This is a genomic window from Claveliimonas sp., assembly GCF_037273965.1.
In the GTDB taxonomy this organism is placed as follows: Bacteria; Bacillota; Clostridia; order Lachnospirales; family Lachnospiraceae; genus Claveliimonas; species Claveliimonas bilis.
Map to the genome: position 1 here is coordinate 1 of NZ_JAYAZJ010000113.1, position 16478 is coordinate 16478.

The window sequence follows — 16478 nt, forward strand, 5'->3', positions numbered from 1 at the left end:
TTAGCTGCGCAAGCAGCGGTAAAGCAGCGTATGCTGCGAATCCGAGCTGCATGGCATAGCTGCTGCTTCCCGCATCTACCCCAGCCTGTATCCTTCTTCCACCTTATAGCCCCGGAGAAAAGCGCCTGCATCCATCCTTTTCTTTCCCGGGATCTGAAGTTCCTTTATCTTCAGCTGGCCTTCTTTTGTCTGAACTGCAAAGAAATCTTTTCCTACTTCTGTCACAGTACCGGGCACTTGATCCGTATTTTCCGATGACACTTCCGCCTTCCAGATCTTCATAGTCTTTTCGTCCCAGAACGTGTAAGCGCTGGGCCAGGGATTTAATCCCCGGATCAATCTTTCAATCTGCACTGCTTCACAGGTCCAGTCGATCCTTCCCATTTCTTTATTCAGCATACGGGCATAGGCAGTCGGACTTTCTCCCTGCTTTTCAGGTTTTAGAGTTCCCTCTTCCAGTTTTTGCAGTGTTTCCACACAGAGCGCTGCCCCTGCCGCTGCCAGTTTATCATGGAGACTTCCTCCTGTCTCGTCCGCCTCAAGAGGAATCTCTTTTTTCAAAAGCATATCCCCTGTATCCAGCCCTTCATCCATCTGCATGGTCGTCACTCCGGACACTTTTTCCCCTTCTATAACAGCCCACTGGATCGGCGCTGCTCCGCGGTATTTCGGAAGAAGGGAGGCATGAACATTAATACAGCCGTAAGGAGCCATCTGAAGGATCTTTGCCGGGAGGATCTGTCCAAAAGCGACCACAACCATCACATCAGCCTGATAACGAGCTAATTCTTCCATACATTCCGGTTCCCGGACTTTCATCGGCTGAAACACAGGAATCCCTCTTTTCAGAGCTGCCTCTTTCACCGGCGGATACTGCATTTCCTTTCCTCTTCCCCTGGGTTTATCCGGCTGCGTCACCGCAAGCACGATCTCATGTCCGGCATCTGCCAGCGCTTCCAGCGTTCCTACAGAAAACTCCGGCGTCCCCATAAAGATAACCTTCATTTATTCTTCCTCCTTATATTCGGTATCATGAAGCTCGCCTTCCACCAGATCTACATACATCTTTCCATCCAGATGATCGATCTCATGGCAGAAAGCTCTTGCAAGAAGCCCGTTTCCTTCCAGCTCTATTTCTTTCATATCCTCATCCAGAGCTTTTACCTTCACATAGTCCGGTCTTGTGACAAGTCCGGATTTTCCCGGTACGCTTAAGCAGCCTTCTTCTCCGGTCTGTTCCCCATCTGTCCCCACAATCTGCGGATTAATCAGAACAATCGGTCCTTCTCCCACATCGATCACTACGATCCTTTTTAGAATCCCCACCTGCGGCGCTGCAAGTCCTACCCCCATTGCTTCATACATGGTATCCAGCATGTCATCGATCAGTATTTTTGTCCGAAGTGTCATCTTTGTCACTTCTTTGCATGGTTTGGTCAAAACTTCATCTCCGATTTCTCTTATTTTTCTAATTGCCATATCTGTTTTTCTCCTTTTTTCTATATGTGTTATATCTCCTTTTTTGGAGACTTATTTTTATCCCGTCCCATTTGTCCAGACAGTCTCTTCACCGAAACTTTCCCGTGCATTCCTGATGAAACTTTTCTGATGAAACATTCCTGCTTAAAACAGATTCATGGGATTAAAGTCAAACTGAATGCGCATATCTTTAAATCCTGTATTGATCTCTATATACTGTTCCAGCTTATCTTTGGCCTTTATCAGCATATCATATTTATCGCTTTTTAGATAGAGTATCCTGCGATAAACATCGTTCACCTTCCCCACATAGGGACTGGCGGGACCGATGACCGCAAGCTGACCTGCCGCCCCGAGACGCTCGGCAAATCCTTTCAGATATTCTGCAGCAAGGATCAGTTTTGTCTCATCCGGCCCTGTCATCAAAATGGCCAGAAGCTCCGCTGCAGGGGGATACCCCATCATCTCCCTGTAACTCATTTCCTCTTCATAAAAAGCGCAGTAATCCTGCCGGGCCGCCGTCTGAATGCTGTAGTGCTCCGGGCTGTATGTCTGGATTACCACTTCTCCTTCTTCCCTGCCTCTGCCGGCTCGTCCCGCCGCCTGGGTAAGGAGCTGAAATGTCCGCTCGCCGGCGCGGTAATCATCACTGTAAAGAGACATATCTGCCGCCAGGATCCCCACAAGAGTAACACCGGGAAAATCATGACCTTTTACGATCATCTGTGTTCCCACAAGAATATCTGCTCCGCCGTCTGCAAATGCCTCCAGGATCTTTTCGTGCCCATCCTTGTTTCTTGTGGTATCCGCATCCATGCGGAGGATTCTTGCGCCCGGAAATTCCCGGGCTGCCATCTCTTCTATCTGCTGTGTTCCCGCCCGGAAGCCTCCAATGTGAACGGAACCGCAGACCGGACAGGCAGTGACTGCTTTCTCCTCATAGCCGCAGTAATGGCAGACCATTCTGCCGCCCCGGTGTACGGATAAGGACACATCGCAGTGAGGACATTTTACCACATGACCGCAGGAACGGCAGGAAATAAAGCCTGCGTATCCCCTTCGATTAATAAAAAGCATAGTCTGCTGTTTCTTTTCCAGCCGATCCTGTATCAATTCTCTTAACTGATCACTGAAAATAGAACGGTTTCCTTTTTTCAGTTCTTCCCTCATATCAGCAATCCATACGTGAGGGAGATTCCCTTCCCGCACCCTGCTTTTCAGCTCCAGCAGCACATACTCTCCCTTCCGGCAGCGGTAATATGCTTCCAATGATGGCGTAGCGGAGCCAAGGACCACGCTGGCGCCTTCCAGTTTTGCCCGGTAAATCGCTGTCTCCCTTGCATGATACCGGGGAACCTGCTCACTTTTGTAACTTGGCTCGTGCTCCTCATCAATGATGATCAGACCCAGATCAGGGAAAAGGGTAAACAGGGCGGAACGAGGCCCGATCATGACATCGATCTGTCCTGTCCGCGCCAGCTCCATCTGATCATACCGCTCCCCTGCTGACATGCGGGAGTTTAAAATGGAAACTCTTTCACCGAATACTCTCTGAAAACGCGTGACCGTCTGATAGGTCAGAGCGATCTCCGGAATAAGGACAATGGCCTGTTTTCCCTTTTCCACTGCTTTCTGGATCATAGCCATATACACTTCCGTCTTTCCGCTTCCCGTGACTCCGTGCACCAGATAAGTTCCGCGCTCTCCCCTGTCATAATCCTCCCGGAAGCGCCGGATTGCCATCTCCTGCTCCTTCGTATAGCAGATCTCTCTCCGACTCTGCTTCCTTGCAGCCACAGGACTTCGGTACACCTGGGATACCTCTGTTTTCAGGATTCCCTGCTCTTCCAGCGCCTTTACAACTGTGGCGCTAAGGTTCAGTTTTTTGATGGCAAAATCATACTCAAGCCGGGGGCTGTCGAGAAGGGCGGCAAGCAGCCTGGCCCTGGCTTTCTGATTTTTTTCCAGATACCAGTCCAGCTTCTTTTGGGCCTCCTCCCTGTCAGAGACAAGGAGAAGGGTCCGTTTTTGCCGTATTTTTTCTTTTTTCTTAATAGGAAGCACTGTCTTAAGAGACTGGATCATGGTTCCTCCATATGTCTCTTTCATCCAGGCGGCAAGCGCTACCAGTTTTGCCTCAATTGCCATGCTTTCCTTTGCCACACACAGGATCTCCTTCATTTTTTCCGGATCATACCCCGGCTTTTCTGAAAAGCTGACAACATAACCTTTTGTCTCCTTATTTCCCTTCCCGAAAGGAACGACTACTTCCATCCCGATGCGCAGGTCCTCTTTCAGTTTATCCGGAATCCTGTATTGAAAGATTTTATCCAGTTTTTCATGTGTAATGTCTATGATAATATCTGCGTACATACTGTTCTCCCTTTCCCTCTCTATGAACGCATATGTCCTTATAAAGAGAGGGGATCTTCTGCCATGCATCTGCTGATCAGTTCCCGGTCATCCATGGGGTAACGGATCCCACGGATTTCCTGATAAGTCTCGTGTCCTTTTCCCGCAATTAAAATGATATCTCCGTAATGTCTTGTTTTCAAAGCATAACGGACTGCCTGACGCCGGTCTTGAATTACGGTGTAATCCCCTTTCGTTCTGCAGATTCCTGACACAATATCTGCAATAATGTCCTCCGGATTTTCCCAGCGGGGATTATCACTTGTAATGATGGTGTGATCCGCCAGGCGCCCGGCTGTCTCCCCCATCTCATATCTTCTCTCTTTTGATCTTCCTCCTCCGCAGCCAAAGACAACTACCAGTCTTCCGGGAGCATATTTTCTCAGCGTCCCAAGGGCCTCCGAAAGGCTCATGGCATTGTGTGCGTAATCCAGAAAAATGCTGCATCCTTCCGGAGAGGGAATCTGCTCCATCCGTCCCGGAACATAAAGTTCTCTCATAGCTGACGCCACCGTTTCCATGGGAATGCCGTAATCCAGCAAAGCAGCGGAAGCTGCCAGAGCATTCTGTACATTAAACTGTCCCGGAAGCGGAAGGAAGATCTCACCGCTTCGTCCTTCCAAAATAAAACACATGCCCGGCCGGCCGCCGCGCACGCTGCTTTTAGAACCGATTGCCCTGTAATCGGCTCCTTCTTTCATTCCAAATGTAACTTTCCGGCATCCGCACCGATCTGTCACTTCTTCCCATGCCGGATCATCTGCATTTCCCACTCCCGTTTCACACTGAAGAAAGAGCAGATGTTTGCACTGCAGATATTCCTCCATATCTGCATGTTCTCCGGGGCCGATGTGGTCCCGGCCCAAATTGGTAAATACTCCGTATTTAAAAAAAACGCCTGACGTCCGCTGCAGCTTCAGGGCCTGTGAGGAGACTTCCATGACAGCTGTATCACATCCGGCATCTGTCATCTCTTTCAGGAATCGCTGCAGATCGCAGGACTCCGGCGTGGTGTGAATACTGGGAAAACGGCGAAGCCCGGTGTCTGTCTCTATAGTTCCTATAAGTCCCGGACGCCTTCCCGCTTTTCTTAAAATTTCCCGTATCATCCAGGCTGTTGTGGTCTTTCCCTTGGTTCCTGTCACTCCGATAATATCCAGTTTTTCGGCCGGATATCCAAAAGAAGCAGCCGACATTTCAGCCATCACACATCTTGGATCTGCCACCTGAATGACTGTCACATCTTCGGGACACACAACCATCTTTGAAACCACCACAGCAGCCGCTCCCCGCTCTGATGCTTCCCACGCAAAGCGGTGGCCGTCCTGTTCATATCCTTCGATACATATATAGACATCATCTTTTTGTACTGCCTTTGTATCATTGGTTACGCTTTTTACCTCTCTGTCTGTCGTTCCCTGGATCACCCTGTATCTGACTCGTGCAAGCAAACTGGAAAGCCGCATTTTTATCACCGGCCTGTAGGTCTTTTCTATCATTGTCACACAATCTTTCCGGAGCGTCAACTCTTTTTCGTCCGCCAAATTCCGCAGTCTCTGGAAATGGTTACTACTCGCAGGTCTGAAACGGCTGTGAATAGTAACCGGAAATGCAAAAAACAGCAGGCCAGGAGTGTTTCTCCCCCGCCCGCTGTCTGTTTTGATTTACTGTCTCTGGTCGTACTCGGCAAGATATTTCTTTACGTAATCTACGTCAGAAGGGCAGTCCACATACTCGCTGCCATACTTCTGTCTCGTCTCTTTTCCCTTTCCAGTAATAAGAAGAAGAGTTTTTCCTTCCGCGCTTTCAATGGCAGAGCGGATCGCTTCTCCCCTGTCCTCGATCATCTCATACGGACAGTTCTGGGCTTCCACATACTGCGCGATATCTTTCGATATATCCTCCACCGGCTCATATCCCGGATCCTCTGCTGTCAGGTATACCTTCCGGGCATACTGTCCGGCTACCGTTCCCAGATCTCTCCTCCGGATATAGGCTTTCTTTCCGGGGCATCCGAAAATAGACACGATCCCGTAATCTGGATATTCTTCCTTCATGGAAGAAAAAAGCTTTTCAAAACTCAGCTTATTGTGAGCATAATCCACAATGGCAATGACATTCTTATCCTTGCTTGCATACAGCTCCATTCTTCCACTGGATCTTGCCCGCTTCAGCCCGCTGTGGATATATTCTCTTGGAATCTGAAGAGCCGATGCCGCCGCGATCACTCCAAGGGCGTTTTCCACATTGAAAAGTCCCGGCATGGTAAGGACAAATTCCTCATCAAAGTCTTTACTCTTTACGGAAAAGGTTGTCTCATGTCCGTCTTTTCTGATGTTGTAGCCGTAATAATCAGCCTCCGGATTCTTCAGGCTGAAAGTCACACACGCTTTCGCTGCTTTGGCTTCCTCCAGTATACGTTCTATATGATCTGCATCCAGATTCACTACCGCTGTGTCTGTCTGTGCAAACATCAGCATTTTAGATGAGAAATAATCTTCAAAATCCTCATGTTCAATGGGGCTGATATGGTCTTCTGATATATTCAGAAAGATTCCTACATCAAAACGCATGCCATCTACACGGTGATATTTCAGCGCCTGTGAGGATACCTCCATTTCCGCATAGGTAATCTGGCTGTCCAGCGCATTTCTCAAATGCTGCTGCAGCTCCATAGCCTCCGGCGTTGTAATATGGGATTCTACTTTTGTCACCCCGTCGTAAATATCAATGGAAGAGATAACGGCACTTTCCTTTTTCCCTTGTGCCTCCATATAATCATCCACGACAGCCTTCATATAATATGCTGATGTAGATTTTCCTTTTGTTCCTCCGATCCCGGTGACAACCAGTTCTTTCCATGGCTCCTGGTAAAAGAAATTTGCCAGAATCGCCATTGCCTTCCGAATGTCTGTTACAAGAATATAGGGAATATCTTTCTCAAGCTCAAAAGCCTTTTCACTGATATAGCATACCGCCCCTTTTTCCACTGCTTCCCGCAGGTAAGCCGGCTTGAAAGCCGCGCCCTTACAGATGAACAGCGTATCTTCCCCTGCTTCTTTGGAATTGTAAGTCAGGATACGGATAACCTGGTCAGAGCTCCCTTCTGTCTTTGTCTCAAAGAGCAGCCCGCTTTTTCTCAGCAGCTCCTGATATTCCCCTATTGTATGATACTGCATTTTTGCCATGATTTATCTCCCTTAGTGTTCGCTTTTCTACTGGTACTGGGCGCCTGATCGTATAATGGATTCTCTCACCAGCACATCCATCGCATCCAGACAGAGTGTGGGAATCTCATGCTTTCCCTTAAAGACAGACAGTTCTGTACAGGCCAGTATGACTGCGTCACATCCCTTTCTCATAAATTCGCTTAATACACGGTCAAATTTGGCGCGGTCCCCTTTTTTTCCGCTCTTGATATCGTCATAAATAAGAGACATCACATCCCTCTGACGCTCAGGAGAGGGTTTTACCGGAGTAATACCAAGCTTCCTGCATTCTTTATGGTAAATCCGGGAATTAATAGTTCCATCCGTCGCCATAATACCGATTCTCTTTACATCAGCTATCTTTTCCACTGCATAAGCCACGCTCTCACGCACCATGTTGATCACCGGAACAGACACCGCTTTTTGGATCTGCTCATAATAATAATGGGACGTATTGCAGGGGATAGCAATATTTGCCGCCCCCAGCTTTTCCAGCGTACGGGCATCCTCTGTCAGGATCCGGATCAGATGGGCGCTGTCGCCGGATATAATGGATTCCGTACGGTCGGGAATGGACGCATGGCTTAAGATCACCATGTTAATATGATCCTGATCCTTTTCCGCCCTGGTGTGAGCAATCACATTTTCATAATAATAACTGGTCGCCTCAGGTCCCATGCCTCCAATTACGCCCAGGATTTTTCTTTCTTTTCTTTCTTCCATAAATTCTTTCCTTATTTGTAATATTTATTAAAATAGGAATACTGTTTCAAATGGGTCTTGAGCATCCGAAGGAAGCGCATCGGACGAAGGTCCCCTCTCATAAAGACCGGATTTACCATCCTGCCTTCTTTTACCAGCTTTTTCATTCTGGCGATCATTGCAGGGTCTTTGATGTGCTTATAGGCCACGCCCTTTGGAACGGTCATCCATAAATGTTCCTCTGTGGCCTCCTCATATGGAAGATCCCGGTGATAAATGTAATCCTCCACAAAATATTTCGCCACATTAAACCCGGAGCCTGTCACATAATAATTGCTCCTGCCCTGCCTTGTGTTGATCTCAAAGAAGCGATATGTGCCGTCGCGCATATCATATTTAATATCAAAGTTGGAAAATCCCACATAGTGCAGATCTTCCAGAAGATTCTTTACTCTTCCCATCAGCTCTTTATTCGGTTCTGTAATAATGACAGCATGGTTTCCAAGGCCGTGAGGAGTATGCTCCTCTAAAAGTACATGGCCTAAGCACATCATCTTTACTTTTCCGTTCCGGTCAGAATAGGAAGTGAGAACTCTCATATATTCATCGTTTCCGGGTATGGTATCCTGGATGATCAGCGCATCGTCATACCCTGCTTCATAGATCTGGCGGATCACATCCTCCATCTCTTTTCTGGAATCCAGCTTATAGATCTTATTCTGCGTCGGAAACGGATGTTCCCAGTAAGCAATACTGTTGGATGGCTTTACAATAACCGGGTAGGAAAATTCACATGGGAAATCAAGCCCCATATCCGGCCTGTAAATGATGGTCTTCGGATAGTCTACCCCATGCTTCTCACAGAGCTGATAGAAACGTTCTTTCTGCTGCAGGCTGTCCATCAGATCAAAGTCAATATAAGGCGCGATCACATTGGAAGCCAGTTCTTTCTTATGTCTGCTGGCCAGCGCCACATAGCTGTCTCCGCAGCCGATCAGCAGGATCTTTTTGTCTTTATGCTCATTTGCAAACCGGTTGATACGCTCCAGGAAATAATCATCCGTATCAATTTTCGGATTTCCCTCGTACACTGTGATCTGGCTGTGATAGCTGGGACCGGTCTGATATTTTCCAAATACATAAGATTTTACCTGGTACTGCTCATAAAATGCTCTTGCAACACTGTAGGTATTAATATCTCCTCCCAGAAGAACGGGAATAAACTCTCTTTCTTTGCATTCCATAACTGTCTGAAATTCTCCTTATATACATTTGTTCATACTGCCGGGACAAAAGGAATTTTGTCCCAACTGATTATAACGCTTAAGTACCCCGGCTTGTCAAGTAATGCCCCTTTATTCTTTGGGCGCTCCCGTCCAGGGCACAAAATGTTCATAGGAAATTCCAAACTGCAGAAGGATTTTTCCTATAATATGGTGGATCTGATCCTCCAGTGTGCGGGGATTATTATAAAATGTCAGGACCGGGGGCACGATGACGCACCCCAGATCCGACGCTTTCTTCAGGTTTTCTATATGGATTTTTCCAAAAGGCATCTCCCTTGGTACAAGAACAACCTTCCGTCCTTCTTTCAGGCAGACATCAGCAGCCCTTATAAGGAGATTCTCCGCATACCCCACTGAGATGCCTGCCAGTGTTTTCATACTGCAGGGCAGGATCACCATGCCGTCCGTGACAAAGGAACCGCTGGATACAGCTGCAGCCAGATCCTTTTCATCATAAATGAAATCCGCAAGCTCTGTCAGCTCTTCTAAAGGCACACTGCTTTCCAGATCCCATGTCACCTTTGCACCTTCACTCAAAATCAGATGTATTTCACAGTTTTCCGTATCTTTAAGCGCCCGCAGAAGATAATAACTCATCTCCACTCCTGTGGCGCCGGATACTCCTACGATCATTCTCATATCAGAACCCATATTCTTTCCATTCATCCATCACTTTTTTCTGCAGTTCTTCCGGATATCCGCGGAAGGACGCCTCCACCGGTCTTGTCTCCTCTGGCCAGCTGTGGAACGGCGTCAGACAGTTATAGATCACCCTTGTGGAGACGGCATCCGCCTTCTCCTTAGCACTTAAATATGCCACCAGAGGGAAAATATACTGATTCGGGATCGTCACCCGGGTATCCGGATGGTGACGGGTGGCAATGGCCCATACAAGCTGTGACAGATTGCTGGGATCGATATCGTCATCCACAACAATTACCTTTGGAACATAGGAGCCGCCTTTGGATGCAAATACCGCCTTTCCAATATTCTCTGCCAGTTTCTGGTCATCTTTTGTATCCCGGTTTTTATCTACGCTGACAACAAACCAGTGTGCCGCCGACTCCATCGGAATGAAGCATTCCCGGATCGGGAAATCCTGTTTGGACAGCACATTCTGAATGCTTGCCGCGATACTGATCCCCCAGTTTGTATGATTTTCCTCTGTGGGTACGCCTGCCACACAAAGAGGCATGATGGGATCATCACGGTATGTCATTGCTGTCACTTTAAAACATGGAACCTCTTTTCCCCGTCCGGTCCAGACATATCCGCCGTACTCTCCCATGGGGCCTTCCGGAACCAGCTCATCCAGGGACGCAAATCCTTCAATGACAATCTCTGTAGAGGCCGGCACAAGAAGGTCGTTTGTCTCACATTTCACTACATCAACCGGCTCGCCGTACCAGCCGCCCATCATCTCTCCTTCGCTCATTCCGGAAGGAAGAGGATAGCCTGCGATCATGGCAATGGCAGGATCTACGCCAAGACAGAGAGCGAAAGGCATTTCCTCTCCGATTTCTTTCCACTGAGCATAAATTTTTCCGAAATCCTGTGTCGGGATCACAACGCCTGCTATCGTCTGTGGGCCGTCCAGCATTGCACGGGAAATTGCCCAGTTTACCCAGGAGCCGTCCGGCGTTCTTGCAATAAAAATACCATATGTATTAATATAGCGTCCTCCGTCCCCATAATGAATCCAGGGGATCGGAAGCCTGGTAAGGTCAATCTCTTCCCCCAATAATTTATTCTGCTTACAGGGGCCGTCCTCCACTGTGCGGGGCGGGATCGGAGTTACATCCGGAACTTTTGACCATTCCTCCACAAGTTTTGGCGCCGGTGTATCTACAGGCAGCCCAAGAGAGAGGGCCACTCTTTTAAATGGATGTTCTTTGTCCGGGCTTAACCCAACAGGCGCCCCAAGCACCCGGAAACCTTTCTGACATCCTTTTACATTCTCGAACAGCGGCGCCGGAGCCGGAAGATCATAGGCTCTTCTTGTAATTGCCCCCATTTCCAGATTCCAGTCTACTTCCTTTGAAATCTTTACGATTTCACCGCTTTCCTCCAGCTTTTCCACATACTCGCGAAAACTTTTGATCGGTTTCATTTTTCTTCCTCCTTAAACAAACCAAACACTTCTTTTTATTCTAACACATATCGCTGTATATGAAAACCTAGGGCTGCTGTTCATTTTCTTTAAATCCTTCTCCCACTACTTCATTGGATTCCATAATAATGGTAAACGCCTCCGGATCCACCTGGCCGACGATCCGCTTAATGGTATACATTTCCTTGTTGTTGCAGGCGCACATGACAACATCCTTTTCCCTGCTGGAATAACTTCCTGTTCCTTTTAGAATAGTAGACCCTCTGCCGGAATACTGATCGATCTTCTGAGCAACCTCTCTTCCTTTTTCTGTGACGATCAGAGTCATTTTCCCCTCATCAATTCCATACATAATGCGGTCCATCACACTTGCCATCAGATAGGTCACGATCACACCGTAAATAAATCCATCCACTTCTTTAAACACGATCAGGCTTCCCAGAAGAATGGTGATCATATCCAAAACAAAGGTAATAATACCCAATGTCATGTGGGGACGCGCTTTGCGGATAGCCACAGTGATAAAGTCCTGCCCTCCCGTGGAAGATCCCCGCATAAAGATCAGAGCATAGCCGATGCCGGTCAGAACGCCCATACAAAGTGCCGCCAGAAGCCTGCTGCCTTCATAGACCGGAAGAAGCGGCGCCACATAGTCCATAAGCAGCGAAGAAATGATCATCGATTTGGCTGATTTCAGGAAAAAGATACGCCCCAGATATTTGTAACAGAAAATAGCTACCGGGACATTCAGAAGGATTGTTCCGGCTCCTACAGGAATCCCGAAAACATGATACAAAATGATCGCCACTCCGGAAAATCCCGCCACCGGGAAGTTGGCATTGAGGGCAAAATTGTAAATTCCTATGGCAAGAGCCATTCCTGCCGCCAGGTCAACCAGTATATCCGTGCCGATTTCTTTCCATTTAATCTTCTCTGTCTTCATGCTCTCCATTTCTTTTTCCTTCCCTGTTATTTTTTAGAAAACTGCCCCTTGTCACTGCATTTTCTCCATACTTTCCCCGGATCTCATCCAGAGCTTTGGCAAGTTTTTCCTGTTTTATGGACTGCTGCGCGGCGAAAGCATCCTTTTCCTTTTCTTTCTGCACTTTTTGCAGAGGTTTTTCCGGTATCTGAATATCAAAAATACTCAGCTGCTGCGGTTCATCCTCTCCCACAAGTTTGGAACTTCTTATTCCCAGCAGCCGGATGGGCTGACCGTTCCACAATTCATCAAAAAGCTGCACAGCCTCCTGGTAAATTTCCGTATCACTGCTGGTAACACGGAAAAGCTGCCTTTGATGGGAGCAGGTGTCAAATGTGGAATACTTGATCTCCACGCTTAACATTCCCGCCTTCTGTCCGGCTTTGCGAAGCCTTCCCCCTACACTTTCCGCAAGCTTCAGGAGCACCTGCTTCGCCTCCTCTCTGGTGACGGCATCTTTTGGAAGGGTTACGGAATTGCCGATCCCCTTTGCCTCCACCTTCTCTGATACCACAGGCGTGTCGTCCCGCCCATTGGCAAAATTCCACAGCATTCTTCCGTGGCTTTTCAGATGAAGCTCCAGGATCGCCGGATCAGCGCATGCCAGTTCCCCAATGGTATGGATACCGAGTTTTTTCAAAGTCTCCACGCTGGAACCTCCGGCCATGTATAGCTCTCTGACAGGCAAAGGCCACATTTTTACACGGATCTCTTCCGGGAACAGCGTATGCACCTTGCCCGGTTTTTCAAAATCCGACGCCATTTTAGCCAGAACTTTATTAGAAGAAATGCCGATGTTTACGGTAAATCCGAATTTCTTATATATTTTCTCTTTGATTTCCAGAGCTGCAGATACGGGAGAATAGAACTGATGGGCAATGCCTGTGTAGTCGAGGTAACATTCATCCACACTGACCTGTTCAATATCCGGCGTATAGGTATGAAGAAAATCCATCAGCTTTCTGCTGTAGGCCCGGTAAAGCTCATGATCCGGCGGCTCTATATGGATATCCGGGCATTTCCTTAAGGCGTTTGCCACAGGCTCACCGGTCCGGATTCCATATTTCTTGGCCGGAATCGATTTCGCCAGCACCACACCATGTCTGGATTCCTGATTCCCGCCGATAATAGCCGGAATAGTCCTGATATCCGCCTTTGCTCCATTCTTCAACTGTTCTACTGCCGTCCAGCTAAGATAGGCGGAATTTACATCAATATGGAAAATTGTCCGTGGCATGCTCCTTCTCCTTTCTGCCAATACTGACCAAGAATATGTCTATTGTAACATATCAGCGCCGGTGCACAAGGGGTAACTACGCTGCTGACTGCGTAATCCTCCCTGCACACCGGCGCTGTTTTCTTCTGAAATCTTCCTAAGATTTTCTAAGAAACTATTTTTAAATTTTCTTTTACCATGGCTTTCAGCCTGCCGTCCGACTCGTCGATAAGAATGGTATCACCGCTTCCTACATTTCCTTCCAACATAAGCCTTGCAGCCGTTGTCTCTACATTTTTCTGGAGATATCTCTTCATAGGTCTTGCCCCGTACATCGGTTCATAGCCTCCCTGAATGATATGTTCCTTCGCCGCCTCTGTCAGCTCAATGCCGATCTCCCTGTCAGCCAGCCGCTTATTCAGGTCTGCCACCAGCAGATCTATGATCTGTCCGATATCTGTTCTCGTCAGCGGCTTAAACATGATCGTCTCATCCAGACGGTTCAAAAACTCCGGGCGGAAATGAGCACGAAGCTCATTCATGACTGCCTGCTGGCTTTCCTCTTTGATATTTCCCTGATCGTCAATACCCTCCAGCAGATAGCCGGATCCGATGTTTGAAGTCATGATCAGGATCGTATTCTTAAAGTCAACGGTCCGTCCCTGGGAATCGGTGATCCGCCCGTCATCCAGTACCTGAAGAAGTACATTGAATACGTCAGGATGGGCCTTCTCGATCTCATCAAAGAGAACAACAGAATAAGGCTTTCTTCTTACCGCCTCTGTCAGCTGTCCTCCCTCGTCATATCCTACATATCCCGGAGGCGCTCCAATCAGTCTTGACACGGAATACTTCTCCATATACTCACTCATGTCAATACGGACCATATTGTTCTCATCATCAAAAAGACTTTGTGCAAGAGCCTTGGCAAGCTCAGTTTTTCCTACACCGGTAGGACCCAGGAAAAGGAAGGAACCGATAGGCTTTGTCGGATCCTTGATCCCTGCTTTGGAACGGATAATTGCTTCTGTCACCAGTTCCACTCCTTCGTCCTGACCGATGACTCTTTTGTGAAGTTCATCCGCCAGATGGAGGGTCTTGCTCCGCTCGCTTTCATTCAGTTTTGCCACAGGGATTCCTGTCCATCTGGATACGATCTTGGCAATCTCATCTTCATTGACGCTCTCATGCACCAGATCCAGATCTTCCTCTTTAATCCTTGCTTCCTCTGCTTCCAGCTGTTTTTTCAAGCCCGGCAGCCTTCCGTACTGAAGTTCCGCTGCCTTTTCCAGATCATAGGACTGCTGTGCCTTCTGGATTTCTTTTCCGATCTGCTCGATCTCCTCGCGCAGCTTCTGTACCCGCTCCACGCTGCCTTTCTCATTGTCCCACTGTGCCTTGCGGGTCGCGAATTCTTCTCTTTGCTGGGCCAGCTCTTCCTGAATATGCTCCAGCCTTTCTTTGCTTAACCGGTCTTCCTCTTTTTTCAGAGCCGCCTCTTCTATCTCAAGCTGCATGATCTTTCTTTGAAGTTCATCCAGCTCTGCAGGCATGGAATCCAGTTCTGTCTTGATCATGGCACAGGCTTCGTCTACCAGGTCAATGGCTTTATCCGGAAGGAAACGGTCGGAAATATAGCGGTTGGACAAAGTTGCTGCCGCCACAAGAGCTCCGTCCGCAATCTTCACTCCATGGAACACCTCGTACCGTTCCTTCAGTCCTCTTAAAATAGAAATGGTGTCTTCTACAGTAGGTTCATCCACCGTAACCGGCTGGAACCTTCTCTCCAATGCTGCATCCTTCTCAATGTACTGCCGGTATTCATCCAAGGTAGTCGCTCCGATACAGTGCAGCTCGCCCCGTGCCAACATGGGCTTCAGCATATTTCCGGCATCCATGGCTCCGTCTGTTTTTCCTGCTCCCACAATAGTATGAAGCTCATCAATAAACAGAATGATCTTTCCGTCACTGTTCTTCACCTCTTCCAGCACAGCTTTCAGACGTTCCTCAAATTCACCTCTGTACTTTGCACCCGCTACGAGAGCGCCCATGTCAAGGGAAAATATCGTCTTGTCTTTCAACGTCTCCGGCACATCTCCGCGGACGATCCTCTGTGCCAGGCCTTCCACTACCGCGGTCTTACCGACGCCGGGTTCTCCGATCAGCACCGGATTATTTTTGGTTTTTCGGGAAAGGATACGGATCACATTTCGTATTTCACTGTCACGGCCGATCACCGGATCCAGCTTCTGATCCCTGGCTCTCTCCACAAGATCTGTCCCGTATTTTGTCAGGGTATCATACGTTGCCTCCGGATTATCGCTGGTAACTTTCTGATTGCCTCTCACGGTAGAAAGGGCCTGCAGGAAACCTTCCTTTGAAATTCCCATCTCACGAAACAGTTCCTTCATCTCCCGGCTGGGGTATTTTAAAAGAGCAAGAAACAGATGTTCCACAGAGACGTACTCATCACCCATCTGTTTCATCTCGTCCTCCGCGTGGATCAGAACCTTATTCAGATCCTGTCCTACAAAGGCCTGCCCGCCCTGGACTTTAGGCCGCTTTGCAACTGCCTGCTCCGCCCGGTTGGCAACATAGTTTTTGTCAAGTCCCATCTTTTCCATCATTTTCAGGATCAGGCCATCTTCCTGTGTCAGAAGCGCATAGAAAAGATGCTCCTGACAAATTTCCTGATTTCCATACTCCATGGCGATCTTTTCGCAGTCCTGAACGGCCTGCAGGGACTTTTGTGTAAATCTATTGATATTCATAAATAAAACTCCCTCCTAACTGCTATTGAAAGGGCGCCTATTGGCACCCTGGTTTTCTTGTTCTACCAGAACTATAACACAGTTTTATTAGCACTGTCAATAGGTGAGTGCTAATTCATTTAAATTGCCTTAACCAATTTTTTTGGAAAACCTCAAAAAAGCTTGATTTTACGGGCTTTTTCGGGCTTTCCAATTTTTACATTTTTTCAAAAAATGGCTTACTACACCATTTCTACACCAATTTCAGAATCGGGGACCTCCAAAATCCCCTGTAAATTCAAGGAAATCTGAGTTAATTTACTACACCATCA

The 16478-nt window shown here is 47.9% G+C and carries 12 protein-coding genes; all 12 read right to left on the reverse strand.

Annotated features, from left to right (window positions below):
* Positions 1-75: 75 nt before the first annotated feature.
* The 12 genes from fmt to clpB all read right to left on the reverse strand — a co-directional run bounded on the left by fmt (position 76) and on the right by clpB (position 16167).
* Complete coding sequence (fmt, locus tag WJ238_RS10100) at positions 76-1005, reverse strand: methionyl-tRNA formyltransferase (RefSeq protein WP_337606867.1); 930 nt, start codon at positions 1003-1005, stop codon at positions 76-78.
* Positions 1006-1479 carry a peptide deformylase gene (def, locus tag WJ238_RS10105; protein ID WP_316265248.1) on the reverse strand — a complete coding sequence of 158 codons (474 nt, stop codon included), beginning with the start codon at positions 1477-1479 and terminating at the stop codon, positions 1006-1008.
* Positions 1480-1623: 144 nt separating this feature from the next.
* The gene (gene priA, locus WJ238_RS10110) at positions 1624-3852 is read right to left on the reverse strand and encodes a replication restart helicase PriA (protein ID WP_337606868.1); all 2229 of its coding nucleotides are present in this window, start codon (positions 3850-3852) and stop codon (positions 1624-1626) included.
* A gap of 38 nt (positions 3853-3890) precedes the next feature.
* Positions 3891-5390 (reverse strand): UDP-N-acetylmuramoyl-L-alanyl-D-glutamate--2,6-diaminopimelate ligase, encoded by a 1500-nt coding sequence (locus WJ238_RS10115; protein WP_337606870.1) that lies wholly within the window; start codon positions 5388-5390, stop codon positions 3891-3893.
* Between the two features lie 165 nt (positions 5391-5555).
* Positions 5556-7079, reverse strand: coding sequence for a Mur ligase family protein (locus WJ238_RS10120; protein ID WP_316269382.1), 1524 nt, complete (start codon positions 7077-7079; stop codon positions 5556-5558).
* A gap of 27 nt (positions 7080-7106) precedes the next feature.
* Positions 7107-7823 (reverse strand): cysteate racemase, encoded by a 717-nt coding sequence (gene cuyB / locus WJ238_RS10125; protein ID WP_230105437.1) that lies wholly within the window; start codon positions 7821-7823, stop codon positions 7107-7109.
* An 11-nt stretch (positions 7824-7834) separates the two neighbouring features.
* Complete coding sequence (locus WJ238_RS10130) at positions 7835-9046, reverse strand: carboxylate--amine ligase (RefSeq protein ID WP_230105436.1); 1212 nt, start codon at positions 9044-9046, stop codon at positions 7835-7837.
* A gap of 111 nt (positions 9047-9157) precedes the next feature.
* On the reverse strand, positions 9158-9754 hold the full coding sequence (locus tag WJ238_RS10135) for a UbiX family flavin prenyltransferase (RefSeq protein ID WP_337606871.1): 597 nt from the start codon (positions 9752-9754) through the stop codon (positions 9158-9160).
* A complete protein-coding gene (locus WJ238_RS10140; RefSeq protein WP_337606872.1) occupies positions 9729-11198 on the reverse strand; it encodes a UbiD family decarboxylase in 1470 nt (489 codons plus the stop codon). Before WJ238_RS10140 ends, WJ238_RS10135 begins: the two co-directional genes overlap by 26 nt.
* A gap of 67 nt (positions 11199-11265) precedes the next feature.
* A complete protein-coding gene (locus tag WJ238_RS10145; protein ID WP_230107593.1) occupies positions 11266-12141 on the reverse strand; it encodes a YitT family protein in 876 nt (291 codons plus the stop codon).
* On the reverse strand, positions 12122-13417 hold the full coding sequence (locus WJ238_RS10150; protein ID WP_337606873.1) for a DNA polymerase Y family protein: 1296 nt from the start codon (positions 13415-13417) through the stop codon (positions 12122-12124). The genes WJ238_RS10145 and WJ238_RS10150 overlap by 20 nt, the downstream gene beginning before the upstream one ends.
* Before the next feature lie 146 nt (positions 13418-13563).
* Complete coding sequence (gene clpB, locus WJ238_RS10155; RefSeq protein ID WP_256196046.1) at positions 13564-16167, reverse strand: ATP-dependent chaperone ClpB; 2604 nt, start codon at positions 16165-16167, stop codon at positions 13564-13566.
* Between the last annotated feature and the right edge of the window lie 311 nt (positions 16168-16478).